The sequence below is a fragment of the Saccharopolyspora galaxeae genome (genome assembly GCF_016526145.1).
Classification (GTDB): domain Bacteria; phylum Actinomycetota; class Actinomycetes; order Mycobacteriales; family Pseudonocardiaceae; genus Saccharopolyspora_C; species Saccharopolyspora_C galaxeae.
Genome location: NZ_JADDUE010000008.1, coordinates 202,348 through 224,859, shown reverse-complemented (window position 1 = coordinate 224,859; position 22,512 = coordinate 202,348). Strand labels below are relative to the sequence as shown.

Genomic DNA, 22,512 nt, shown 5'->3' with positions numbered 1-22,512 from the left:
GACCGTGCCGATGACACCGAGCGGACCGTACGAGGGCGAAGTGCTGCACCTGTGGCTGACCGGCCAGATCGTGCAACTGCTCGACCAAGCCGGTGGCGATCCGGACCAGGCGTGCGCGGGCTTCGACGAGCTCGTCGCGCGATGGGGGCCGACGCCGATGGCACGGGCACTGTCCGAAGCCACGCGCCTCTACGACGACACCGTCGCCCCTTCCCGCCGATAGGAACCCGGCGGTCGACGTAGGCGGCCCGCGGCCGGCTCCGCGCCGCCGGTGCCTCCGACCGGCAGAACGGGGCCGGGGCCGCCTATCGTCGGGGCAGTTCCAGCGCTCGGCGGTCCCGGTGCCGATCGCGCGGCGGGTACCCGCAACGGGTGCGCCGTGCGCCGCCGGCCGGGACGAGCCGTCGAGCCGCGAGGTATTGGCGAGTGGTGCAGCGGGGGGAATCGCCGGACGGGGAGGGCAGCGCCTCCCCGGAATCCCGCCTGCGGTTGTCGATCGGGCGGCGCCCGCGGGACCTGCTGCGAGTGCTGGTCGCCGGAGCGCTGCTGACGCTGAGCGTGCTGCTGGCGCTGGTGCCCGCCAACCCCGTCGAACTCGCGATCCTGCGGCAGCTGCAGCGGATTCCCGCGGTGCCCGGCCCGTTCTGGGTCGCGTTGAGCTGGTGCGGGTCCTGGGTGGCCATCGCCGTGGTCGCGGCGGTCGCGCTGTACTTCAAGAAGATCCGGGCGGGGCTGCTGTGCGGCGCGGCAGGCGCGGTGACCTGGGGGCTCGCCGAGGTGATCCAGTCCGTCCTCGGCCCCCGCCCGGTTTCCGCCGTTCCCGCTCCGCCGCCCGGCAGCGTCCCGTTCCCCGCTACCGAGGTGGCGGTCGTGGTGGCGCTGACGGTGGTCACCGGCCCGTACCTGGGGAGCGTGACGAGGCGGATCGGCGGGGTGCTCAGCGTCCTGGTCGTGGTGGCCGTTCTGCACCTCGGGCTCTACCTGCCGCTGGGCGCGGCCGGGGGAGCGCTGCTGGGGTGGGGCACCGGGACGTTGTTCCACGTCCTGGCGGGCGCGCCCGGGCGCAAGGTCTCCGAACGGGTCGTGCAGCGCGAGCTGGAGCTGGCCGGGTGCGCGCCCGAATCGATCGTCGCCCTGCGCTACCGGCTGTTCGAGCCGCGCGAATTCGCCGTGCGCACCGCCGGCGGCGACACCCTCCGGGTCAAATCCGTGCGGCGGATGCGCAGGCGGGCCGGGCTGCTGCACGGGTTCCGGCGCTGGAACGCCTCACCCGATGCGCAGGAAGAACCGCGGCTGTCCACACCGCACCACGAGACCGAGCACGAGGCGTACGTCGGGCTGCTCGCCGAACGCTCCGGGGTGCGCACTCCCTCGGTCGTGCAGGTCTGCGACGCGAAGTTCGCGCCACCGCTGCTGGTGCTGCGGCACGTGGACGGCCGCAGACTCCCGGACCTCCCGCGCTCGGAGATCGACGACGAACTGCTGGACGCGATCTGGACGCAGCTGACCCTGCTGGCAGACGCGGGCATCGCGCACCACGATCTGCGGGCGAAGAACTTCCTCGTTGACGGCGAGGACCGCCCGTGGCTGCTCGGTTTCACCTTCAGCCACGCAGGGGCGGACGCCGCGCACCGGGCTCAGGACCTCGCGGACGCCTTGGTCTCGCTGGCTTCGGTCGTCGGCGTCGAGCGCACGGTGTCCTCCGCGGTCCGCGTGCTGCCCGCCGAACGGCTCGAGGCGGCGCTGGAACAACTCGGGCCGCTGAACGTGCCCCGCCGGATCAGCGCGCAGGCCCCGAAGGGGCGCTACCGGCTGGCCGCGCTGCGCGAAACGCTCGCGGACCGCACCGGAGTCGCGGTTCCGGGCCTGCGGTCACCGGTGCGGCCGGGCACCGTGATCGGCCTCCTGCTGATCGCCGCGGGCATCTACCTGCTGCTGCCGGAACTGTCCGGGATGGGCCGGGTGCTGGACGCGTTGCGCCGCGCCGACTGGGCATGGCTGGCGGTCGCGGTGCTCACCGGGCTGCTGGCGACCCTCATGTCGTCGATCTCCATGCTCGGCTCCAGCCCGAACGCCCTGCCGTTCTGGCGCACCCTCGCGGTCCAGGTCGCCGCCGGTTTCACCGGGCGCACGACGCCGAGCGGCGCGGGCTTCTTCGCCATCAACGTCGTGTTCATGGAACGCCTCGGGTTCCGCCGCTCGCTGGCGGTGGGCGTCACGATGCTCAACCAGGCCGCTGTCGGCGCGGTCGCCTTCGTGATCTGCGTGATCGGCCTGTTCAGCGGCGGGTTGTCCCGGATCGTGCAGAACCTGCGGATTCCGACGAGCGCGCTGTTCGTGGCGCTGGGAGTGCTGGTCGTCGCGGTCGGTGTCGTGTTCGGGATTCCTGCCGTGCGCAAGCGGATCGTCGGGTCCGCGGTGGAGGTCGCCCGCGAGCTGTTCGCGGTGCTGCGGCATCCGGTGCGGGCGGCGCTGCTGTTCGGCGGGTCGCTCGGCTACCTCGTGGTCTCCGGCGCAGGGCTGGCCGCGTGCCTGGCCGCCATCTCCGCGGATTTCTCCTGGGTGTCGGCGATCGTCGTGTTCGTCATCGGCAACACCCTCGGCCACCTCGCGCCGTCGCCGGGCGGGCTCGGAGCGGTCGAAGCCGTGCTGATCGCGGGCCTCGGGGCGATCGGTGTCCCGCCGACCGCCGCGGTGACGGCCGTGCTCACCTCGCGGTTGCTGACCTACTGGCTGCCCGTGCTGCCCGGCATCGCCATGTTCCGCTACCTGCAGCACCGCCACACCATCTGAGCTCGCCGCCGAAGGTTCGGGCGAACACCAGCAGGTTCAGCCGAACGCCAGCGCGAACACCCGGGGCAGCTCCGCTTCCAGGCGTGCGACCTCGTCGTCCCGCCCGCTGAGCGAATGCCGCAGCCCGGACTGGAAAACGCCGTCGAACACCGCGTAGGCGGTGCCGGGAGACATCGCCGGTCGCGCACCGGAAAGCTCGGCGTAGCGGGTGATCACCCGCCAGATCATCTCTTCCCGCCGCTTGTCGATCTCGCGCACGTCCTCGCGGAAGGACGCCTCGAACAGGCTTTGATTGCGCAGGTCGTACCAGAGCCGGTGCAGCGGCGCGTCCGCGCGCAGCGTTTCCAGGTACTTGGCGATGAATCCGTCGCGCAGCTGTGCGGCGCTCGTGGCGTTGTCGATCACCTCGTCGTACCTGGTGACGCACACGGCCTCGTACTGCCGGACCGCCTGGGTGACCAGGTCCTGCTTGTCCGCGAAGTAGTAGTGCAGCACCCCGTGCGAGAACTCGGAGTTGTGCGCGATCTCCCGCAGGCTCGTCCGCGCGTAGCCGAGGTCGGCCAGCGTGTGCAGCGTCGCGACGGCGAGTTCCCGGCGCCGCGCCTCGAACTTGTCGACCTGGCGGCGGGCGATCCGCTGCTGCTTCGTCTCGGTGACTTCCTCGGTGACTTTCTCGGGGACTTCCTCGGGGGCTTCGGTCACGTCCTCGTCCTGTCGGCCGGCTGCGGTGCGCGCGATGCGGCTGCCGCGAACAGTGTATCGGCAGGCGTACCGATCTTGCTTGACGACTGTCCAACGAATCCTTGACGACTGTCAAAGACGCTGTCTACGGTGCGATCCACACCGCACGGCCGATCTCGCGAGCCGTGCACGCAGCGATCTCAACGAGGAGATTCGGATGACCAGTTATGCCCTGACCGGCCGAAAAGCCCTGGTTACCGGGGGTGCGCGCGGATTGGGCGCGGGCATGGCCGATGCGCTGGCCAAGGCGGGCGCCGACGTCGTGATCGGCGACGTGCTCGAGGACGAGGGCAAGCAGACCGCGCAGTCGCTGCGCGACGCGGGCGCCACCGCGGAGTTCGTCGAGCTGGACGTCACCGACGAGGCGAGCTGGACCGAGGCGGTCCAAGGCGTGGTCCGCGAGATCGGCGGGTTCGACGTACTGGTGAACAACGCCGGCGTGGAGATCACCAGCCTGATCGTCGATCTCGATCCGGCCGACGTGCGCAAGATGCTCGAGGTCAACGTGCTCGGCACCGCGCTCGGGGTCAAGCACGGATTCCGGGCCATGCGTCCCGGAGGCGCGGCCGGGCGCGGCGGCGCGGTGATCAACATCGCGTCGGTGGCCGCGACGATCGCCTTCCCCGGCATCTCGCTGTACTCGGCGACGAAGTCGGGCATCGACCGGCTCACCCGCGTCGCCGCCGCGGAGTCCGGCAAGCTCGGCTACGGCGTCCGCGTCAACAGCATCTTCCCCGGTCTCACACCTACCGCGATGGGCAATCAGCTCGCGGCGGACTGCGCCGCGGCCGGTCTGTTCCCGTCCCCGGAAGCGGCCGCGCAAGCCGTCGTGGAGCAGACCCCGCAGGGACGCCTCGGGCAGGTCGACGACATGGCCGACGCCGTGGTCTTCCTCGCCTCCGACGCCGCGAAGTTCATCACCGGTGCGGGGCTGCCGGTCGACGGCGGCATGGGCATGTGACCGGTTCCGCGAAGCGAGTTTCACATAAGGAGTGTTTAGGAAGCGGTTTGCGTACTCCCTACGCGGCGTCGGCGCTGTCCTCGCCAGAAGACGCCTGAGAACCCGCCGGTGTTCGGCCTGAGTCCTCGCGCACCGCAAGCGGCTGACGCCGCTTCTTAAAAGAACCCAGTACGGAAGGAAGTTTTTCGTGGCCACTGACAAGCGCGTTGTCGTCTACGGCGCATCCGGCTACACCGGGCGGCTGATCTGCGAGTACCTGCGCGAGTACAACATCCCGTTCCTGGCCGCGGGCCGGAACCACCAGCGCGTCGCCGACGCCGTCGCCGCGGTGCCCGGCATCGAGACCGTCGAGTACGAGGTCGCCGAGGTCGAGCACACCGCAGCGGCGCTGGCCGAGCGGTTCCGGGGTGCCTCGGTCGTGCTCAACACCGTCGGCCCCTTCGCCCGCTACGGGCACGAGGTGGCGCAGGCGTGCCTGGACATCGGCGCGCACTACACCGACACCAACGGCGAGCAGAACTGGATGATCGACGCCGAGCAGCGCTGGGGCGCCGAGTTCGCCGCGCGGGGGCTGCTGCTCACCCCGGGGCTGGCGCAGATGTACAGCATCGGCGAGATCGCGGCCAACATCTGCCTGGAAACGCCCGGCCTGGACACCCTCGACATCGAGGTGTTCTGGAAGGGCTATCCCACGGTCGCCTCGACCAACACGATCCTCACCAACGCGGCGTTCGCCGAGGCGTACTACCTCGAGCAGAACGAATACGCGGCCTGGCCCGCGGAGGGGTGGCCCACCGAGTTGTCCGTTCCCGGCCAGCACGAGCTCGGTCTCGCGTTGCCGTGGGGCGGCACCTCGCATCCGGTGTGGTTCAAGAACGATCCGCGAGTGGCCAACGTGCGCGCGCTCGGCGGCGTGTTCAACCGCCCGCTGATGCAGGCCGTCCCGCAGATCGTCAGCTCCGCGCTGCAGCAGATGGAAGGTCTGTCCACGGCGGAGAAGTACCGGGTCATCGATGCGACATCGGCCGAGGTGCGCAGTGAGATGCCGCCGCGGGAGAACCCGCGCATCAACACCTCGCTCGACTCGGTCTACGCCTCGGGGCCGCTGGGCCGCGCGCACTGCGTGATCCACGGCAACTGCAACTACAAGCAGACCGCCCTGATGAACGTGCACGCGGCCGCGGAACTGCTGCAGCAGCCGCCGCGCAAGACCGGGTTCGCCTCCAGCTGCCAGGCCTTCGGGCACCGGGAGCTGCTGGGAACGCTGCGCGCGTTCGGCCTGGTGCTCGAGCCGATTCTGGAAGTCCACCAGTGATCCGGGTGCGCCGGCCGCCACGCGTGCCGGCCGGCGCACCGGCGACCCCCGTTTCGAGGTAGCGATGCAGCTGGCCGACTACTTGGACAAGGGCGCCTCCCTCGGAGGCGATCAGCCCTGCTTGACGACCAACGGTGAAACGCGCACCTATGCGCAGGTGCAGCAGCTGTCCCGGCGGATCGCGGGGGCGCTGCAAGGCTCCGGGATCGGCGAAGGCGACCGGGTGGCGGTGTTGTCGGCGAACGACCCGCTCGCGCTCACCTGCGTGTTCGGCGTTTCTCGCGCGGGAGCGGTGTGGTGCCCGGTCAATCCGCGCAACGAGGCGGCCGAGAACCGGCAGCTGCTGGAGATGTTCGGCTGCCGCTGCCTGTTCTTCCAGCAGAAGTTCGCCCCGCTCGTGGAGCGGATCCGCGGCGAGCTGCCGGAGCTGACCACCCTGGTGTGCCTCGACGGCGAAGCCGACGGCGCCGAGAGCTTCGACGCGTGGGTCGAACGCCACCAGCGGCAGCCGGCCGCGGTCTCGCGCACCGGCGATCAGCTCGCCATGCTCGCGGGAACCGGTGGCACGACGGGGAGGCCGAAGGGCGTTCGGCTGACCGGCACCAACATGGCGACCGCGACCGCGATGACGCTGGTGAGCTACCCGTTCGGCGAACGGCCGCGGTACCTCGCGCTCGCGCCGCTGACCCATTCCGCGGGTGTGCTCACCTTCCCGATCATGGCGCTCGGCGGCGAAGTCGTCATCATGCCGAGCCCGGACCTGGGCGAGTTCCTGCGGCTCGTCGAGCGGCACCGCATCACGCACGCGTTCCTGCCGCCGACGGTGATCTACGGGTTGCTGGAGCACCCCGATCTCGATTCGGCGGACCTGGAGTCGCTGCGGTGCCTCTGGTACGGCGCCGCTCCCATGTCTCCGGCGCGCCTGCGGGAGGCGCTGAGCAGGATCGGGCCGGTGCTCGGGCAGTTGTTCGGCCAGACCGAGGCGCCGAACATGATCTCGACGCTCGCCCCGGCCGAGCACTTCCGCCCGGACGGGTCGATCGCCACCGAACGGCTCACTTCGGCGGGGCGCCCGACCCCGCTGACCCAGGTCGCCGTGCTGGACGCGGCCGGCACCCCGCTGTCGAGGGGCCAGCGGGGCGAGGTCGTGGTGCGCGGGCCGCTGGTCATGGCGGGTTACCACAACGATCCCGAGGCCACTGCGGAAGTGAGCGAGCACGGGTGGCACCACACCGGCGACATCGGCTACCTGGACGAGGACGGCTTCCTCTACATCGTCGACCGCGCCAAGGACATGATCATCACCGGTGGGTTCAACGTGTACTCGGCCGAGGTGGAGCAAGCGCTGCTGGCGCACCCCGCGGTGCAGGACGCCGCGGTGGTCGGCCTGCCCGACGAGAAGTGGGGCGAGCAGGTGACGGCGGTCGTGCAGCTGCGCGCCGCGCAGCAGGCGACGCCGCACGAGCTGACGGCTTTCGCCAAGGAACGTCTCGGCAGCGTGAAGGCGCCGAAGCGGCTCGACATCTGGCCGGACCTGCCGCGGTCGAAGATCGGGAAGGTGCTCAAGCCCGACATCAAGAGCAGGCTCGGATCGGGCGGCTGACCGCCGACGCCGATGACCGCTGCTGCGGAATCTCCAGCAGCCGGCGGGGAAAGGCGGCGAGACGCTTCGCCGCGCAGCGCACCGGCGCCGACGGTGCCGGTGCGCTCCCGGCCCGCTACGCGTCGACTGCGGCTTCGAGTTCCCGCAACCGCGGCAGCGCCCGCTCGGTGAGCTGCCGCCCGCGGACGTCGTGGCTGACCGAGAGGCTGTCCTTCCACAGTGAACGCCCGGCCATCGCACCACCTGCACCGTTGTCGACCGCGACCTTGACCTGGCCGACGAACGTTTCGTGGTCTACTCCGGCCGACAGCACCGCCCACGGCACCCCGGCGGCGGCTTCGGTCACCGCGGCGCACGCCTCGGCCGAGCCCGGGTACTGCAGCTTCAGCACCTTCGCTCCGCACTCCACGGCCAGCCGCGCGCCATCGGCGACCAGCTTCGGGAACGCGGCCGCGTAGGCTTCGTCCGACTCGTCGTCGAGCTGGTAGGTGAGCAGCTCGACGATCAGCAGCACGCCCTCGTCCGCGCACTCCCGCACCAGGTCGCGAATCTGCTGCGCCACCAACGATTCCGGGCCCTGGCGGTCCGGGCGGGTGTAGAAGAGCATCTTCGCGACATCGCCACCGAGGTCGCGGACGCGGCGCGCCGTCACGCCGTCCACGTAGCGCGTGTGGCGCAAGCCCTCGACGGTCTCGTAGCCGGACGCGTCCATGCCGACGACCAGGCCGGTGTCCCGCGCGAGCGTGCCGTCGTCGACCACGCCGGGCAGCGCGACCTCGGCGTCGAGCAGGATGGCAGGCGCCCGGTTGGCGAGGAACCGGACGAGGTCGGCCTTGGCCTGCGCCAGCTCACCGGCGCTGATGCCGGCCTCCGGTGCGTCCTTCATCGCGGCCTTCATGCCGTTGCGCTGGTCGGCGGCGACGATCAGCATCCGGCCCGCCGGGGTGGAGATCGTCGCCAGGCCCCGGCGTTCGGGCGTCGTCAGTGCGTTCATCGGTGTTCCTCCTGCGTTTGCGGGTTCGGGTGCGGTCGGCCCGGGGAGATCAGGTCGGAGTCCGCGGGCCGGGTCTTCAGGCCGGGGCGGCGCGATCAGGCCGGGGCCGGAAGCAGGTGCGAGGCGATCCGGGCGGCGCCGAACGCGGTCTCCTGCGAGCGTTCGGATGCGGAGATCCGCGGCAGCACGCGTTCCCGGGCGCGGCGGACGCTGCGCATGTCCGCCCAACCACCGGTGAGCGTCGCCGAGCTCGCGGGCGGCAGCTCGCGGTCGATAGCGGCGATCAGCTCGCTGATCTCGTCGTTGCTGTGCCGCAGGACCGCGCCGAAGATCTCGGCGGGCGTCGCGCCGTCGGTCCGCACGGTCAGCGCGAGCTCGCCGTCGTCGTTGCGGGCACCGGAGACCGAAAGCCCGCCCGCTGGCAGCGCACCCTCGTAGGGCAGGTGCATCACGGCGGCGTCGAGCCGGTCGCGACCCGCCCGGACGGTGATGCCGGAGGTCTCCAGCGCACGCCGCAGCAGCAGCCCGGTCTTCACCCCGGCGACCAGCACGTGCTTGCCCGGCACGACGTGCCGGACCTCGTTGATGAGGTGCCCGGCCAGGCGGGCGCGGGCGGCGTAGCCGAGCGGGGCGTCGACCACCCGCAGCAGGACCTCCGCAGTGCCCATCGACACGTGGTACTGATCCGGCCGGATGGCGCCGCCGGCCTCGGCCGCCACTAGGTGGTCGTGACCGGCCACGGTGATCCGCGCACCGGCGACGGCGGCCGGGAACCGGTCCGCGACCGCGCCGAGATCCGTGCCCGCGGGTTCGATCGGCAGCAGCAGCTCGCGCGAGGCACCGAGCTCGGCGAGCATCGCGTCCCACGGTTCGCCGGTGTCCTGGTCGAGCAGGCCGGTGCGCGAGGTCAGCGACGCCTCCAGCGACGGCCTGCCGCCCAGCACGGTGGCGGCGAACTCGGGCAGGTTCAGCCAGCGGTGCCCGTGCGGCCGCAGCCCGCCGTCGCGCAGGTGCGCGAGCTTGGCCGCCGATGTCTGCGCGCCGAGGGGTAGTCCGGTCCGCCCGGCGAACTCGGCGCGGATCGGTTCGGGCAACGCCCGCACCTGCTCCGCGCCGCGCGGGTCGAACCAGGCGAACGCGGGGGCCGCGGCTCGTCCCGCCGCGTCGAGCAGCACACCGCTTTCGCCCATGCCCGCGATCGCGATCGCCTCGATCCGGCGGCCGGTGAGCCGGTCGGCCGCGCCCCGGACCAGCCGGTGCAGGGCGGTGACCAATCGCTCGGCCGGGAGGTCGGCGGTCCCGCCGGGTCCTGGACGCCAGGGTGTCGGGATCTCCTCGAGCACGAGCTCGGTCCCGTCCTCGTCGACGACGAGCATCTTGATCCCGGTGCTGCCGAGGTCGACGCCCGCCACGAGCCTGCCGCCCATCCGCCCGTCCTTCCATCCGCGCATGACTCCGGTGTCATGCACGACTATGTCACCGGTGACTTGAGTGGTTATCATCGGGACCATGACGTGCTGCTGTCAAACGGATCCGCCGTGGTGATCGCGGTCGCGGGCCCCGCCGGGAGCGGGAAGTCCACGCTCGGCCGGACGCTCGCCGAAGCGCTCCGGCTACCGCTGCTGGACCTCGACACGCTCAGCACGCCGCTGCTGGATCGCCTGCACGGGCCGGTTTTCGACGAGCACTGGCTCACGCATCCGCGCGCGGACGACATCCGCGCGGCGCGCTACGCGGCCCTGCGGGCGACCGCCGCCGAAGTGATCTCGACCGCAGGCTCCGCCGTCCTCGCCGCTCCGTTCACCGCGGAACTCACCGGCGGTCCGGAGTGGACAGAGCTGGTGCGGTCCGTCGCGCCCGCAGAACTGCACCTGGTCCACCTGCAAGGCGATCCGGAGCTGTTCGCGGCTCGGCGCGCAGGCCGCGGGGCCGAACGGGACGCGCACCGGCCCAGCACCGCCGCGCCACCGTCGCCCGCTGTACCGCACATCGCGATCGACGCGGAGCTTTCCCCGGCGCAGCAACGATTCCGCGTCCTGCGCGCGCTCGACCACCGAACGCCGGCGGACCCTGAGTGAGCCGCCTCCGTCAGCTCGCGGGCGGGAAGCAGGACTCGCGCTCGACCAGGCCGACCGGCAGCACCGTCTTGCGGCGGAACCGCCGGTTCGGGTGCTCCAGCCGGTCGAACACCCGCCGGGCCGCGTGCTCGCCGAGCAGCGCGGGGTCCTGGTCCACGACCGTCAGCGCGGGCGTGAGCAGGTCGGCCATCGGGAAGTCGCCGAAGCCGACGAAGGCGAAGCGGCGATCGCGCAGCACCGGAGCGAGCACCATGCTGCTGCGGGCGTTGGAGGAGAAGATCGCGGTCGGCGGCGTGGGCAGCGCGGCCAGCCGCTGCACGATCTCCGCCGCTCCCGCGCGGTCCAGCGCGCCGAAGACCTCGTAGTCCTCGCGGCGCGGCAGGCCGTGCGCCTGGAGCGCGCCCCGGTAGCCGAGCAGCCGGTTGCGGCTGGTCTGCACCTCGGCGATGTCGGCGACGAAGGCGATCCGCTCGTGTCCCCGCGCGATCAGGTGCTGCACCGCCAGGTGCGCGCCGCCCTTGTCGTCCTCCAGGAACGAGTCGGCGGCCACGCCGACCGGAGCGCGGTCGACGAACACGATGGGCAGCCGGTCGCGCCAGCGGGCCAGGTAGGAGTTGTCGGTGGCGACCGGCGCGATGACCAGCCCGCTCAGCGACTGCCCGAGCAGCTGCTGCACGAGATCGCCTTCGCGCTGCGACCCGTCGCCGGTGCTCGTGACCACTGTGGACATGCCGTGTTCGACCGCGACCCGGTTGACCGACTCGGCGACGGCCCCGAAGAACGGGTCGAGCATGTCGGGCACGACCACGCCGACGACGGGGGCGCGTCCGGTGCGGAACGTGGTCGCCACGGCGTTCGGCACGTAGTTGAGCTCGCGCAGCGCCAGTTCGACGCGCGTGCGGGTCTCGGGCAGCACGTGCTCGTCGTCGTTGAACACGCGCGACACCGTTTTCGCGCTCACTCCGGCGAGTGCGGCGACGTCTCGCATCGTGGTCATGGAACGGGCCGGACCTTTCGACGGATCACCGTGCGGTGCGCACGGGGTGCTTCGGCGCGCAGTCTATCCGCGCTCGGCGGCCGCGGTGTCCGACGCCCGCATCCGGCCTCCGGTGCTCAGCGCCGCGTCCCACGAACACACCGCCGTGACACCGGTGACTAGATGAAGCTTGACATCGGTGACATGGAGACGTCTACTCTGCGCGGACGGCTGCCGGCGCGCAGCAGCCGTCCGCCGGGCGTCGCGGCCCGGCCGATCGGCGCCGCGGATCGTGCTGCGGCAGGGGCGAAACTTGGGAGTCATCACGGATGAACGACAACGCCGTCGTTGAGAACCGGCGCCGGAGCCGGGGCGCAGGGGCAACGGTGATCGCGGCCTTCGGCGGGCTGCTGTTCGGCTACGACACCGGAATCATCTCCGCTGCGCTGCTCTACCTCGGGCCGGAGTTCGGGCTCGGCGACCAGTCCAAGGAGGTCGTGGTCGCCTCGCTGCTGGTCGGCGCGATCATCGGCGTCGCGGCGGGCGGCGCGATCATGGATCGCGTCGGCAGGCGCCGGACCCTGCTCGGGGTGGCGGTGCTGTTCCTGGTCGGCGCGGTCGCGTCCGGGACCGCGGGCGCGCTCGCGGTCCTGCTGGTGGCCCGGGTGCTGCTCGGGCTCGCGATCGGTGCCGCGTCGGTCGCCGTGCCCGCCTACATCGCCGAGATCGCACCCGCCGAACAGCGCGGGCGGCTGGTCTCGGTGAACCAGCTGATGATCTCCTCCGGCATCCTGATCTCCTACGTGACCGGCTACGCGCTGGCCGATGCGCAGGCATGGCGCTGGATGCTCGCCGTGGCGGCGGTGCCCGCGCTGGTCATGCTGATCGCGCTGCCGATGCTGCCGGAAAGCCCGCGCTGGCTGGTCGCGCAAGGCCGGGAGGACGAGGCACGCGCAGTGCTCTCGCGCGGGCGCGCCCGCGGCGCGGTCGACGCCGAGATCGCCGAGATCACCGCCGCGATGCGCGCGGAGAGCCGCTACAGCTTCCGCGACCTGCTCGGTTCGCGGTTCCGCCCGGGCATCGTGCTGGGCGTCGGCGTGGCCGCCACCAACCAGCTCGTCGGGGTCAACGCCGTCACGTACTACACGCCGACACTGCTCACCGACTCCGGATTCGGCGCGTCGGCGGCCATTCTGTCGTCGGTGGGTCTCGGCATCGCCAACGTGGTGTTCACGTTCGCGGGCCTGATGCTGGTCGACCGGATCGGGCGGCGGCCGCTGGTGCTCGGTGGTACGGGGCTGGTCGTGCTGTCGCTCGTGGTGATCGGTGCGGTGTATGCGTTCACCGATCTGCAGGGCGGGTGGGCCGCGGTGCTGCTGGCGTTCCTGATGATCTACCAGGCGTCCTTCTCGGCCAGCCTGGGCTTGGCGATGTGGCTGGTCAACAGCGAGGTCTTCCCGACAGAAGTGCGCGGCAAGGCGGGCAGCGCGGGCTTGGCGACGCACTGGATCCTGAACCTGCTCATCTCGGTGACGGTGTTGACGACCATCAACGCGATCACCCCGAGCGGCCTGTTCTGGCTCTACGCGGTGCTGGGCGGGCTGGGCCTGCTGTTCCTGCACCGGCGGTTGCCGGAAACCCGCGGTCGCACGCTGGAGCAGGTCGACGCGCAGCTCAACGGACGGCAACCGGTCGCAGGCTGAGCACCTTCGCGGGGATGGAGGGCGCAGCAGTGGTAGCGATCGCGGCGATCGGGTAGTCCGCCGGTGACGGCACGCCCGAGCAGACGGACGCGAGAGCGAGGGAAGGCGCAGCATGACCAAACGCGACGAAGCCCGGATCGACAAGGCCTTGCAAGGGCTCGAATTCCCCGCCACGCATGAACAGCTGATCGAGTTCGCGACCGACCGCGGGGCGGGCGCGGAAACCCTCACCGCACTCCGGGCGGTACCCGCCGGGCGCTATGCCAACAAGGAACAGGTCATCGAAGCGGTTCCGCAGGAACCCGAGGGAGACGCGCCCGGCGGCACGGCTCGCGGTTAGGGATGGTTGCGAGCGGTCGCGCGGCGGAGCCGCAGGCGTCCGCGCGAGCGGCCCGCCGCTTCGTGAAGCAGTTGACCGCGGCAGCGATGGCGACGTCGCTGAGCTGCCGCCGGGCTTGCTCTACTGCATGGGCGCGGATGCGGCGAGCGAGTACATCAGCGGCAGGCGGGCCGACCCGTCACGGCCATTCGAGGACGGTCGCGACGACGTCGACCACAGTGCCGGTGACCTCTTCAGCGAGGTCTGGGCGTTCGGCGAGGGCGAACGGGTCGGTCTCCATGCGCACGGTCACGTTGGCGCGGTATGCCTCGGCGTCGTGCTCGTCGAAGATGAACACGACATCGTCGGTGCCGTGCCAGGTGCGCCGGAAGATCATGGTTTGCGGCTCACCGCGGGCGAGTAACCGCTTGGCCGAGAACCCGGCCAGCGGTAATGCTTTGACCGCGCGCAGCGCGGGATAGGGGCCTGGTGGCAGGACAAGGGGCGGTTGCTCTGTTTGCACGAGCGGGAACGCTAGAAGCGTTCGCGGGCACTCCTGTGCCAGGTTGGCAACGCTAGCGTGGTTTCACTCGGTCAGTCTAGCGTCGTCCGCTGGGGCCGAGCCCGACTGCGTGGGCGAGGTAGCGGAGTTCGCGGCTTCCGGCCTCGCGCCGTTCGGCTCGCAGCCTGTTCGCGATCGCCTCGCGCGTGAACGCATCGTTGGCGACCCGCTGGGGCGCTTCTTGGTGAGCCAGCGTCAAAAACCGCAGTCCCTTGTCCCTGGTTCGTTTCGAGTCGAGCAGGACGCGACCGGTGTCCATCCGGAACTCGGCGCGTCGCGAGGGACTCGGGATGATCTCCACCGGGACCTGGTCGGCGAGTGCCGCCACGCGCGCATGGTCGCCTGCTTCGGCGGCCATCCGCTCAGCGTGACGGCTGGCCAACCCGGGCATCCCGGCCGCACCGAGGCGCTTGCTCGACCACATCGTGCTCGAATACGTGTGCAGCAGTGCGAGCAGGATGTTGTTGCGGTACCGGGGCTGCTGCTGCAGCGCGGCGTGCAACTCGGGGATGAGCGTGGGCAGCAGCTCCAGCTGCCCGTTGTAGTCGCTGAGTCCGTGCTGGAGGTGCTGGAGCCGGTCGATGTCCGCGGCGATCTCGGGCCACGGCCGGGCCGGGACGTCCGGATCGTCTCCGAGGTCGATCTCCAGCGCGGCCTCCAACGGCACCAGTGCCGTGTGCGCACGTCGCTCGCCCATGCCCGCGCCGTGGTCCCGTTCATCGCGGGTGAGATCGACCGGCGAGACCCGCAAGGCGTACGCCAGCGGTTCGAGCACTTTCCGCTTGTCGACCGCTCGGCGGCCGGTCTCCAGCCGACTCACGTACGAGGGGGAAAACCCGGCGAGCTCGGCGACCTGTCGCAACGTCATCTGCCGGTCCGACCGGATTTCCCTGATGCGGCGCCCGATGATGCCGGTGTCGTCGTCGAACACGGCCGCCACCTCCCGCGGGGTCGATCACAGCGTTGTCGAGGGCCACCGTACAGAGCGCGGCAGCCACCCGGGCAGCGGTGCGCGCCCGTCCTTTAGACACCCGCTTAGTACTGCAACGGCACTCAAAGCGGGTAGCCGCGTTGTCGGTAGTGGCAGTGTCGGGCTTGGTGTTGGCGTCGTCGGCGCCAGCGTGACCAGGACCAGACGTGTTGAGCCGGGTGGGGCGTCCGGGCGATGAGGTTGATCAACAGGCGGCGGAGCTCTGCTAAGGTGTAGGTGATCATGTCTGGCTGGTTGGCGCCGAATTTGGTTGTGTGGCGAGGTTTTTCGACACGGCCACGCGATCCGCGCATGCAGCCGTTCCAACTCCGCCGAGATCACATCCAGCACCATCCCGACCATGATCCACTACGATCCACAACCAGATATACCCGAGTGCCGTTGCAGTACTAGGACGTGCTTGTTGTTTTAGAAATCGAAGATCTTGTGTCCCGAGCAGCATCAGCACCTGGTCGTAGATCTCGGCGATGTTGGCGTTGCTGGACCGGCTCGCCCCGGCGGCGTCGAGCTTTTTTCTTCGCCTGCAGACCGAAATATAGCACGTGCTGGGTTGGGAGGATGTACTTCGTCCAGACGTCCTTGCCGTATTCCAGGGACTGTCCTTTGTGGCCAGAAAACTGCTCGGTATCCACCTGCCCGACCATCTCCTACCGCCTCTCGGCCAGGCAGATCCCGACAAAGAACATCGCCGAAGGCTCCTCGTCCAGTCTTTCCCAGACCGTGCGGGCCGTGATATCGCCGACCACATCCTCGGCCATGATGCGAGAGTCCAGATCGCTCCACTGGTCCACGCACTCCCCGAAACTTCCGCCACGACGAGGGGGCCTTCCTCAAGAGCGGGAACGAACGAACGAACGAACGGTGTCAACCACATGGTCAAGCATGTTATTGGTAATGCCCGGATACACACCGATCCAGAACGCACGGTGAGTGACCGCGTCACTGTTGACGAGAGCACCCGCCACGCGGTATTCGACGTCTTGGTATGCCGGATGCCGTGTCAAGTTTCCGCTGAACAGCAGTCGGGTTCGAACGGCGTTAGCCTCGAGGTGAGACTGGATCTCTTGCCGGGTGAACGACGCATCCGGTCGAACCGAAAGGACGAAGCCGAACCAGCTCGGATCACTGCCGGGCGTCGGCTCCGGCAACACCAAGCCCGGCAAGCCATCCAGCTCGGCTCGCAATCGCTGCCAGTTCTCTCGCCGCTTTTTCCCGAATTCGTCGATTCGGGCGAGCTGGCTCAGGCCCAATGCCGCCTGCAGGTCGGTCGTCTTCAGGTTGTAGCCGATGTGAGAGAAGATGTACTTGTGATCGTAGCCGTGTGGCAGGGTCCCCAGCTGCCAGTCGAAACGCCTTCGGCAGCGGTCGTCCTCGCCGGGCTCGCACCAGCAGTCGCGCCCCCAGTCACGATATGACTCGACCAACCGGGCAAGTTCCAGGCTCGAGGTCAGCACGCAGCCGCCCTCCCCCATCGTGATGTGGTGAGCCGGGTAGAAGCTGACCGTGCTCAGATGGCCGAATGTTCCGGTCGGGCGCGCCTGGTAGGCAGATCCCACTGCGTCGCAGTTGTCCTCCAGTAACCACAGGCCGTGTTCTTCTGCGAGCTCGGCTATCTCGGCCACTTCGAACGGATTGCCCAGGGCGTGCGCGATTGCGATGGCACGAGTCCTAGGGCCGATCGCAGCCGCCACGCGGTCGGCTGTGGTGTTGTACGTCTGCGGGTCGATGTCGACGAAGACCGGAGTCAGGCCATTCTGCACGATCGGATTCACCGTGGTGGGAAAGCCGGTGGCAACCGTGATCACCTCGTCCTCCGCCCGGAGACGACGGTCCCCGAGCTCCGGCGCCGTCAACGCTGACAGGGCGAGCAGGTTCGCCGACGATCCCGAATTCGTCAGGTGCGCCTTGCGCAAGCCGAAGTATTTGGCGAACGTACGCTCGAACCGCTGCGCATAGGTCCCGTGGGCGATGCGCATGTCAAGAGCTGCCTCCACCACCGCTGCGCGGTCCCGCTCGTCCAGCACCGCCCCGGAAGTCAGCACGGGGGTCGTCCCGGGTACGAATTCGCCGTCCTCGTGCCGCGCGTGGTATTCCCGCACCTGGTCGAGGATGGAGTCCTTGATGCTGCGATTCATGGCGACTCCCTGTCCGTGTCGGGTGCTGTGTCGTCCTCGTGCCTTTGGTGGCGGTATCACATGTGGCCGCCACGATCTCGCCTCACGTTCGCCGTTCTGCCGTGTCCCATAAGTCGTGCAGCGTCCGGTGCAACGAACGGGCTGGACGCCATCCCCATCGCCGATGAGCATGAGCGATATCGGCGCATTGCCAGTCCAGGCCGTCGTCAACACCCGGGTCAACGACCCCTGGGCTGCGCAAGTTCGCCGCAACGCCGCTGATCTGCACAAGTTCACGGACGAGGGTTCCGGTGTCGGTAGCTACACCGCCTCCGATGTTGACCACTTCCGGTTCCCTCTCGAAGGGATCGCCTGCGGCCCTTGCCACGGCGTCCGCCACGTCGCGGACATCGACCCAATCCCGCCACTGGATGCGGGTTGGCAGCGAGACCTCCGCCCGTTGGTTCGCTTCCTGAGCCTGTCGCAGCGTCGACACGACGCGGCCGAGCAGGCTCCTCGGCGGCACGTCGGGCCCGATCGCGTTGAACACGCGCAGCACTACTGCGGGCAGGTTGTGTTCCCGTGCGAGGGTCAGCACCCGGTCAGTCCCGGCCAGCTTGGATTTCCCGTAGTCGGTGCACGGCCCGGTCGGGGCGTGTTCGTCCAGCGCTGTGCCGCGCGGTACCGGTGCGTACTCGAAGGACGAGCCGAGATGCACCAACCAAGGACGGGGTTGCACGCGCGCCACTGCGAGAGCTAGATCCTCGGCGCAGCGGACGTTGGAGTCATCGAATGCCGCACGGGTTGGATCCCACACGGCCCCGGCGCTGTTGACCACTACAGAGGCGCCCGATCGGGTCACCAGTTCGGCGAGCTCGTCGGTACGGCTCGGGCCGGGTCGGACGGCGAACGTCCTGCAGCCTCGTACGGAACCGCCGCGCCTGCCGCCGACGACGACGTTCCAGCCGCTGCCGCGCAGCGCCTGGCAGATGTGCCGTCCAATGAAGCCGGAGCCCCCCACCACCACCGCGGTGCGTGCCGGATTCATCGGATGATCTCCGACGCGCAGTTCCGGATCCGCTCGATCAGTCGCGCCTGGCGCAGCACGTCCTCCGGCTCGTCGTGAGGTCGCGCGCTGCCGAGAACGGCGCCGGCGAACGCGCGCAGCGACGAGGCGAACTGGTCCTGCGCCGGCAATCGGATCTCTTCGACGCGGTCGTCGCGCTCGATACGGATGGTCGGCTGGTGCCACCAGGGCGGGGTGTAGGCGCGGTCAAGCACGATTCGTCCTTCGCTTCCCCACAGGGAGTAAACGCACCGGTAGGCGAACTCGAAACCGAACGACACTTGGGCGATGTGACCACTGGGTGTGTGAAGCAAGGCGTGCCCGGAAACGTCCACTCCGGACTGTGGGTCTCGAACCAGCACTGCTCCTTCCGGTTCCAGCTCTTGACCGAGCTGGAGGGTGGCGGCGCGCAGTGGATAAATCCCTGCGTCCAGCAGGGCGCCTCCGCCGAGCACGGGGTCGTATCGGTAGTCGTCCCCACACAGCGGGGGGAAACCGAACACACCCTCGAAGTGCCGCGGCTCGCCAATCGCGCCGTGTGCAACCATCTGACACACCCGCTCGTGTTGGCCGTGGTGCAGGAACATCAGGTTTTCCATGAGCACCCGACCACACTCAGCAGCCAGCGCGAGCATCCGCGAAGCTTGCTCGGCGTCCGTGGCGAAGGGCTTCTCGACCAGCACGTGCTTGCCCGCCCGGAGGGCCTTGCCGACCCATTCCTCGTGCAGCGCCGGTGGCAATGGCACGTAGACCGCGTCCACGTCGTCCGATTCGAGCAGTGCCTCGTAACTGTCCAGCGGTACGCCCCCGAAGCGCTCGGCGAATTCCCGGGCACGCTCCGGACTCCTGCTGGCCATGGCCGTCAGAGTCAACCCCGGAACGTCTCGCAGGGACGGCAGCGTGCGTCTCTGCGCGACGTCGGCGCATCCGAGCACGCCGATTCGGACCGCCTGAGATGCCGTCATCATGTCGGTGATCTGTCCCTTCCCCTCACCACAGGCTGTGTAAGCAGGCAACGAGGCTGCGGGCCTCCACGTTCAGGTAGTGGCTGTGCCGCAGCAGCGCCACGAGTTGCGGCAGGGTCACCCAGCGGAACCGTCCGGGTTCGTCGATCGGCAGGTCGTCTTCGACCTCGGCCACCACGTAGCGGTTTTCCGCCTGGAAAAATCGCCCGCCTTCTTCGGATTGGACCCGGTCGTAGCGGATTCGCTCAGGCCGCAGTTCCTGCAGTAGGTAGTCCAAGTACGGCGGCCGGTGTTCGAGCGGGAAGTCGCTATAGGTGTCGGGAATGCACTGCACGGTGGGTCCAAGCTCGACGGTGTCCATATGCCCATGCTGGACCCGCGCTTGGACAAGGAAGTGGGGCGTTCCGCGTATCCGTCTGCTCAAGAACGCCACAACACCGCGTCCGCACGGTGCCAACAGCGGTTGCGTCCATGCGGGCACCTCCCTGTTCGGAGCGATGACACGCGCACCGAGGATGCGGAAGTGCTTGCCGTCGGCGTGAGCGAGACCGCGCTCGGACACGTGCCACTTGGGCACTTCGGTCAGCGGAATACGATCGGCAACGAGATCCTGGCGGGCCTTAGCCTCGGTGAACCAGCTCAGCAGATCCACTGTGGAGTGACCGGGGTGAGCAGCGCCGACCTCGGAAGTCATCGACCGAGCCAGCGCGGTGCCGAACTCGGTCCTGTTCCCGACGGGGGAACCCAGCTCCGCGGTCAACGGCGCCGGGAGGCACGAAAGCACGGTCCGGGCGTCCATGTTCACCATGTTGTCGACGTCCAGCAGCGCGCGAAGGTCCCGCAGAGCGACCCAGCGGAAGTCGGCGGCCACCTCCACGTCCGCGTCGACCTCCACCACCATGTTGCGGTTTCGCTTCCGGAAAAACCACGACCCCTGTTCGGACTGCAGCACGTCCACCAGCACTCGTCGCCGCCCAGGCGATCGGAAGTGGTCCAAGTACCGGATAGACCCCCCGCGGTGCACCCGCATGTAATTGCTGCGGGTCGCCTGCACAGTGGGAGACAGCTGGACACCGCCGGGATTCCCGGGCTCCGCCTTGGCTTGCATCAGGCAGTGCAACACCCCGTCGATCCGCCGTACTAGGATGCCCAACAACCCGATTTCGGGCTGGTGAATGATCGGCTGCGACCACTCCGGCACCGGCGAGGTGCTCGCCTGCACGCGCAGCCCTTCCACGGAGAAGAACCGGCCGCTCTCGTGCCTAAGGTTGCCGGTGCTGTCCTGGAATTCCCACCCGCTGAGTTCCGCCAAGGGCACCTCCTGCACGGAGCAGGAGTTGTGCCGTCGTCTTTCGTCGAACCAAGTTCGAAATCCTCCGTCCAGCTGGACGGCCCGCTCAATGGCCGCGCCATCGACGACCCCCTCGTTCCGCCAGGGGAGCCCACGCTGCTCACTCGTCTCCAACCCGATTGCCTCCGACGTCTTGTCGTACGAACCCGCGGATGCGCCTGTGTGGCTCAAGCGCCGCGGGTGCGAACCGGTCCGCACTCCTACGTCTTGCCGCCGCGATCGATCAGCTTGAACAGGTGCTCGGCCACCTCGTCGGCACCGTCCGTGCCCACCGCCCGGACCAGGCCCGGCCAGGCGTCCGGTGGGGTGCGCCTGGTCTGGGAGATGGCGTCCTCGGTCCGCTCGACCAGCAGGCGGTGGACCTCATCGAGGTGGTCGAGCCCCCGTGCGATACCGCCGTAGACGACCTCGTTCGCCGCGAGCTCGCCATCGGCACGTGCTGCGACGGCCGCGAACTCGGAGACCACGAACTCCGGCCAGGGGACTCCGATTCCGTCGGCCACCGTGTCCCGGTGGAATCGGGCCTGGAAGATCCCGGCAACGTTTTGCGGCGGAAGCCGCACCAGCGGTGCCCCGGCCGTGCCGGCTTCGAGCAAGGTCATCAGTCCGGGCTGGGTCAGCACCATCTCGGACTGGCGCAATGCACGACCGAACTCCCCACGTCCGAACGGTCCCGCAGTGACCCGAAGCCCCTGCCCGTGCAGGTCGGCGAACTGCTTGACGAGCTCATCCGGGAGGTTGCCGCACACATGCACCGAGTCGAACCCGTGGCTTCGTAGCGCACGCAACACCGGCGGCACGACGAGTCGCGGATAGATCGTGACATCGTCGAGCTGAGGGCTCCGCAGTCCGCCGAGCACTACCAGCGCACGACCCGCCTCTGCAGACTCCACCGGTGTTGCCGACCCCAGGCTGCCGTCCGGGACCACAGCGCCGACCCAGTGCAGCCCCTCAACCCGTGTGAACAGTTCCCGCGCCTCTTCCGGCAGCTCCGGGCACCGCTGCGCGCAGTACACCGACACGTCGGCCGGCAACCAGTCCGTGTCTCCCGACGTCCACAGGAACGGCAAGGCATCGACGAACACGGTGGGCACACCCACGGCCTCCAACGCCTTCGCCGCGGGCGCGTCGAGAACCGAGAGCGCCGCCGAGATCCCTTCCGCTCGCGCCACTTCCGCGTAGGACTTCGGATCGTCCTCGCTGAGCTCGTACCAGCGTTCGATCCCGGAGTCCCGCAGCAACGGTCGGCCGAGACCGCTGCTCATTCCAACGAAGCGCATCGGGCGCGTCGTCTTCTCCCGGATGCGTCGCACGAGTGTGTCCAGGAGGCCCGCGCTGCCCCAGCCGAACTCGACACCGACGACAGCGACGGTCACCACTGATTCCGCGTTCATGCTGTCACCGTCGCGTCGCCGTTCCGGCCCGTCTCGGTCGGCACGACGTACGCCAGAGCCGAGTCCAGGTCCGCGTCGCGCCACGGCGACGGTCCCCACGCTTGTTGCCGCTCGATTAAGCGCAGTGTTGCGGCCACGATCGCGTTGGCGCCGGCCTCGTCGAGCCCAGCTGGCAGCGAGATCTGTTCGACCAACGTGATCGAGGCCAAACCGCGCAGCATGGGACTCGGTTCGACGTCTTCGTCTGCGGCGAGCACCACGGGCTTCCGTAGCAGGGAAGCCCATCCGAGCTCGAGCGCGACGCCGGTCGAGACGGGATTCCCCACGTAGGCGCACACCACGTCGCAACTCACCAACCCCCGCAAATCGCTGGGTACGCACTGCTCCGGGGGCAGACCCTTCGCGCCCCACCCCTCGTTGTGGTGGGCATTGAACACCGCCGCACCGGCGGTCAACAGCTGTTCGCGCAGCTGACCCAGCCGTTGTCGCCAGTGCTCGGTCACGTGCCCTTCTTCGTTCATGAACTGAACGAAAGGGGCTGCCAAGAACACTCTTGCCCGATCGGCCATGCCGGCACCTCCACCAC

Annotated in this window: 20 protein-coding genes; 8 read left to right on the top strand and 12 right to left on the bottom strand. The window is 69.4% G+C overall.

The genetic code is table 11. The features are described 5' to 3' along the window. Positions 1–10: 10 nt before the first annotated feature. Positions 11–223: a hypothetical protein gene (locus tag INP57_RS19565; RefSeq protein ID WP_200071719.1), complete on the top strand. Its 213-nt coding sequence runs from the start codon at positions 11–13 to the stop codon at positions 221–223. 203 nt (positions 224–426) lie between these two features. Continuing rightward, complete coding sequence (locus tag INP57_RS30095; RefSeq protein ID WP_200071718.1) at positions 427–2,793, top strand: lysylphosphatidylglycerol synthase transmembrane domain-containing protein; 2,367 nt, start codon at positions 427–429, stop codon at positions 2,791–2,793. Between the two features lie 36 nt (positions 2,794–2,829). Here INP57_RS30095 and INP57_RS19555 read toward each other — a convergent pair whose 3' ends face one another. Beyond that, positions 2,830–3,495, bottom strand: a complete 666-nt coding sequence (locus tag INP57_RS19555; RefSeq protein WP_374220957.1) for a TetR/AcrR family transcriptional regulator — start codon at positions 3,493–3,495, stop codon at positions 2,830–2,832. Positions 3,496–3,691: 196 nt separating this feature from the next. Between INP57_RS19555 and INP57_RS19550 the strand changes: the two genes are divergently transcribed. The 3 genes from INP57_RS19550 (at position 3,692) to INP57_RS19540 (ending at position 7,413) form a co-directional block, all read left to right on the top strand. Then, positions 3,692–4,495 (top strand): SDR family NAD(P)-dependent oxidoreductase, encoded by an 804-nt coding sequence (locus INP57_RS19550; RefSeq protein WP_200071717.1) that lies wholly within the window; start codon positions 3,692–3,694, stop codon positions 4,493–4,495. Between the two features lie 187 nt (positions 4,496–4,682). After that, on the top strand, positions 4,683–5,810 hold the full coding sequence (locus INP57_RS19545; protein ID WP_200071716.1) for a DUF5938 domain-containing protein: 1,128 nt from the start codon (positions 4,683–4,685) through the stop codon (positions 5,808–5,810). A gap of 64 nt (positions 5,811–5,874) precedes the next feature. Further along, positions 5,875–7,413: an acyl-CoA synthetase gene (locus INP57_RS19540; RefSeq protein ID WP_200071715.1), complete on the top strand. Its 1,539-nt coding sequence runs from the start codon at positions 5,875–5,877 to the stop codon at positions 7,411–7,413. A gap of 115 nt (positions 7,414–7,528) precedes the next feature. Here INP57_RS19540 and INP57_RS19535 read toward each other — a convergent pair whose 3' ends face one another. Further along, positions 7,529–8,407 carry a tagatose-bisphosphate aldolase gene (locus tag INP57_RS19535; protein WP_200071714.1) on the bottom strand — a complete coding sequence of 293 codons (879 nt, stop codon included), beginning with the start codon at positions 8,405–8,407 and terminating at the stop codon, positions 7,529–7,531. A 95-nt stretch (positions 8,408–8,502) separates the two neighbouring features. Continuing rightward, positions 8,503–9,858 carry an FGGY-family carbohydrate kinase gene (locus tag INP57_RS19530; protein WP_233627895.1) on the bottom strand — a complete coding sequence of 452 codons (1,356 nt, stop codon included), beginning with the start codon at positions 9,856–9,858 and terminating at the stop codon, positions 8,503–8,505. Positions 9,859–9,921: 63 nt separating this feature from the next. Between INP57_RS19530 and INP57_RS19525 the strand changes: the two genes are divergently transcribed. Then, entirely contained in the window at positions 9,922–10,485 is a 564-nt protein-coding gene (locus tag INP57_RS19525) for an AAA family ATPase (RefSeq protein WP_307850174.1), read from the top strand. Positions 10,486–10,495: 10 nt separating this feature from the next. On the opposite strand, the gene INP57_RS19520 is transcribed toward INP57_RS19525, so the two are convergent. Then, complete coding sequence (locus tag INP57_RS19520) at positions 10,496–11,482, bottom strand: LacI family DNA-binding transcriptional regulator (protein WP_200071713.1); 987 nt, start codon at positions 11,480–11,482, stop codon at positions 10,496–10,498. A 308-nt stretch (positions 11,483–11,790) separates the two neighbouring features. Between INP57_RS19520 and INP57_RS19515 the strand changes: the two genes are divergently transcribed. Further along, complete coding sequence (locus INP57_RS19515; protein ID WP_200071712.1) at positions 11,791–13,164, top strand: sugar porter family MFS transporter; 1,374 nt, start codon at positions 11,791–11,793, stop codon at positions 13,162–13,164. A 112-nt stretch (positions 13,165–13,276) separates the two neighbouring features. Beyond that, positions 13,277–13,504, top strand: coding sequence for a DUF2795 domain-containing protein (locus tag INP57_RS19510; protein WP_200071711.1), 228 nt, complete (start codon positions 13,277–13,279; stop codon positions 13,502–13,504). Positions 13,505–13,682: 178 nt separating this feature from the next. Here INP57_RS19510 and INP57_RS19505 read toward each other — a convergent pair whose 3' ends face one another. The 8 genes from INP57_RS19505 to INP57_RS19470 all read right to left on the bottom strand — a co-directional run bounded on the left by INP57_RS19505 (position 13,683) and on the right by INP57_RS19470 (position 22,495). After that, complete coding sequence (locus INP57_RS19505) at positions 13,683–14,006, bottom strand: hypothetical protein (RefSeq protein WP_200071710.1); 324 nt, start codon at positions 14,004–14,006, stop codon at positions 13,683–13,685. 76 nt (positions 14,007–14,082) lie between these two features. Then, positions 14,083–14,976, bottom strand: coding sequence for a helix-turn-helix domain-containing protein (locus INP57_RS19500; RefSeq protein ID WP_200071709.1), 894 nt, complete (start codon positions 14,974–14,976; stop codon positions 14,083–14,085). Positions 14,977–15,866: 890 nt separating this feature from the next. Continuing rightward, positions 15,867–17,171 carry a lipopolysaccharide biosynthesis protein RfbH gene (gene rfbH / locus INP57_RS19495; protein WP_200071708.1) on the bottom strand — a complete coding sequence of 435 codons (1,305 nt, stop codon included), beginning with the start codon at positions 17,169–17,171 and terminating at the stop codon, positions 15,867–15,869. 82 nt (positions 17,172–17,253) lie between these two features. Further along, on the bottom strand, positions 17,254–18,198 hold the full coding sequence (locus INP57_RS19490) for an NAD-dependent epimerase/dehydratase family protein (RefSeq protein ID WP_200071707.1): 945 nt from the start codon (positions 18,196–18,198) through the stop codon (positions 17,254–17,256). Continuing rightward, a complete protein-coding gene (locus INP57_RS19485; protein ID WP_233627894.1) occupies positions 18,195–19,181 on the bottom strand; it encodes a Gfo/Idh/MocA family protein in 987 nt (328 codons plus the stop codon). Before INP57_RS19485 ends, INP57_RS19490 begins: the two co-directional genes overlap by 4 nt. Positions 19,182–19,206: 25 nt before the next feature. Beyond that, complete coding sequence (locus INP57_RS19480; RefSeq protein WP_200071706.1) at positions 19,207–20,646, bottom strand: NDP-hexose 2,3-dehydratase family protein; 1,440 nt, start codon at positions 20,644–20,646, stop codon at positions 19,207–19,209. 86 nt (positions 20,647–20,732) lie between these two features. Continuing rightward, positions 20,733–21,926, bottom strand: coding sequence for a hydroxymethylcytosylglucuronate/cytosylglucuronate synthase (locus INP57_RS19475; protein ID WP_200071705.1), 1,194 nt, complete (start codon positions 21,924–21,926; stop codon positions 20,733–20,735). Next, positions 21,923–22,495 carry a TIR domain-containing protein gene (locus INP57_RS19470; RefSeq protein ID WP_200071704.1) on the bottom strand — a complete coding sequence of 191 codons (573 nt, stop codon included), beginning with the start codon at positions 22,493–22,495 and terminating at the stop codon, positions 21,923–21,925. The genes INP57_RS19475 and INP57_RS19470 overlap by 4 nt, the downstream gene beginning before the upstream one ends. Positions 22,496–22,512: the final 17 nt, after the last annotated feature.

Bases quoted from the DNA above. Each gene is read 5' to 3' on its own strand.
- INP57_RS19565 (WP_200071719.1), top strand. From the start codon at position 11: ATGACACCGAGCGGACCGTACGAGGGCGAAGTGCTGCACCTGTGGCTG.
- INP57_RS19550 (WP_200071717.1), top strand. From the start codon at position 3,692: ATGACCAGTTATGCCCTGACCGGCCGAAAAGCCCTGGTTACCGGGGGT.
- INP57_RS19540 (WP_200071715.1), top strand. From the start codon at position 5,875: ATGCAGCTGGCCGACTACTTGGACAAGGGCGCCTCCCTCGGAGGCGAT.
- INP57_RS19535 (WP_200071714.1), bottom strand. From the start codon at position 8,407: ATGAACGCACTGACGACGCCCGAACGCCGGGGCCTGGCGACGATCTCC.
- INP57_RS19530 (WP_233627895.1), bottom strand. From the start codon at position 9,858: ATGCGCGGATGGAAGGACGGGCGGATGGGCGGCAGGCTCGTGGCGGGC.
- INP57_RS19520 (WP_200071713.1), bottom strand. From the start codon at position 11,482: ATGACCACGATGCGAGACGTCGCCGCACTCGCCGGAGTGAGCGCGAAA.
- INP57_RS19515 (WP_200071712.1), top strand. From the start codon at position 11,791: ATGAACGACAACGCCGTCGTTGAGAACCGGCGCCGGAGCCGGGGCGCA.
- INP57_RS19510 (WP_200071711.1), top strand. From the start codon at position 13,277: ATGACCAAACGCGACGAAGCCCGGATCGACAAGGCCTTGCAAGGGCTC.
- rfbH (WP_200071708.1), bottom strand. From the start codon at position 17,171: ATGAATCGCAGCATCAAGGACTCCATCCTCGACCAGGTGCGGGAATAC.
- INP57_RS19490 (WP_200071707.1), bottom strand. From the start codon at position 18,198: ATGAATCCGGCACGCACCGCGGTGGTGGTGGGGGGCTCCGGCTTCATT.
- INP57_RS19485 (WP_233627894.1), bottom strand. From the start codon at position 19,181: ATGACGGCATCTCAGGCGGTCCGAATCGGCGTGCTCGGATGCGCCGAC.
- INP57_RS19475 (WP_200071705.1), bottom strand. From the start codon at position 21,926: ATGAACGCGGAATCAGTGGTGACCGTCGCTGTCGTCGGTGTCGAGTTC.
- INP57_RS19470 (WP_200071704.1), bottom strand. From the start codon at position 22,495: ATGGCCGATCGGGCAAGAGTGTTCTTGGCAGCCCCTTTCGTTCAGTTC.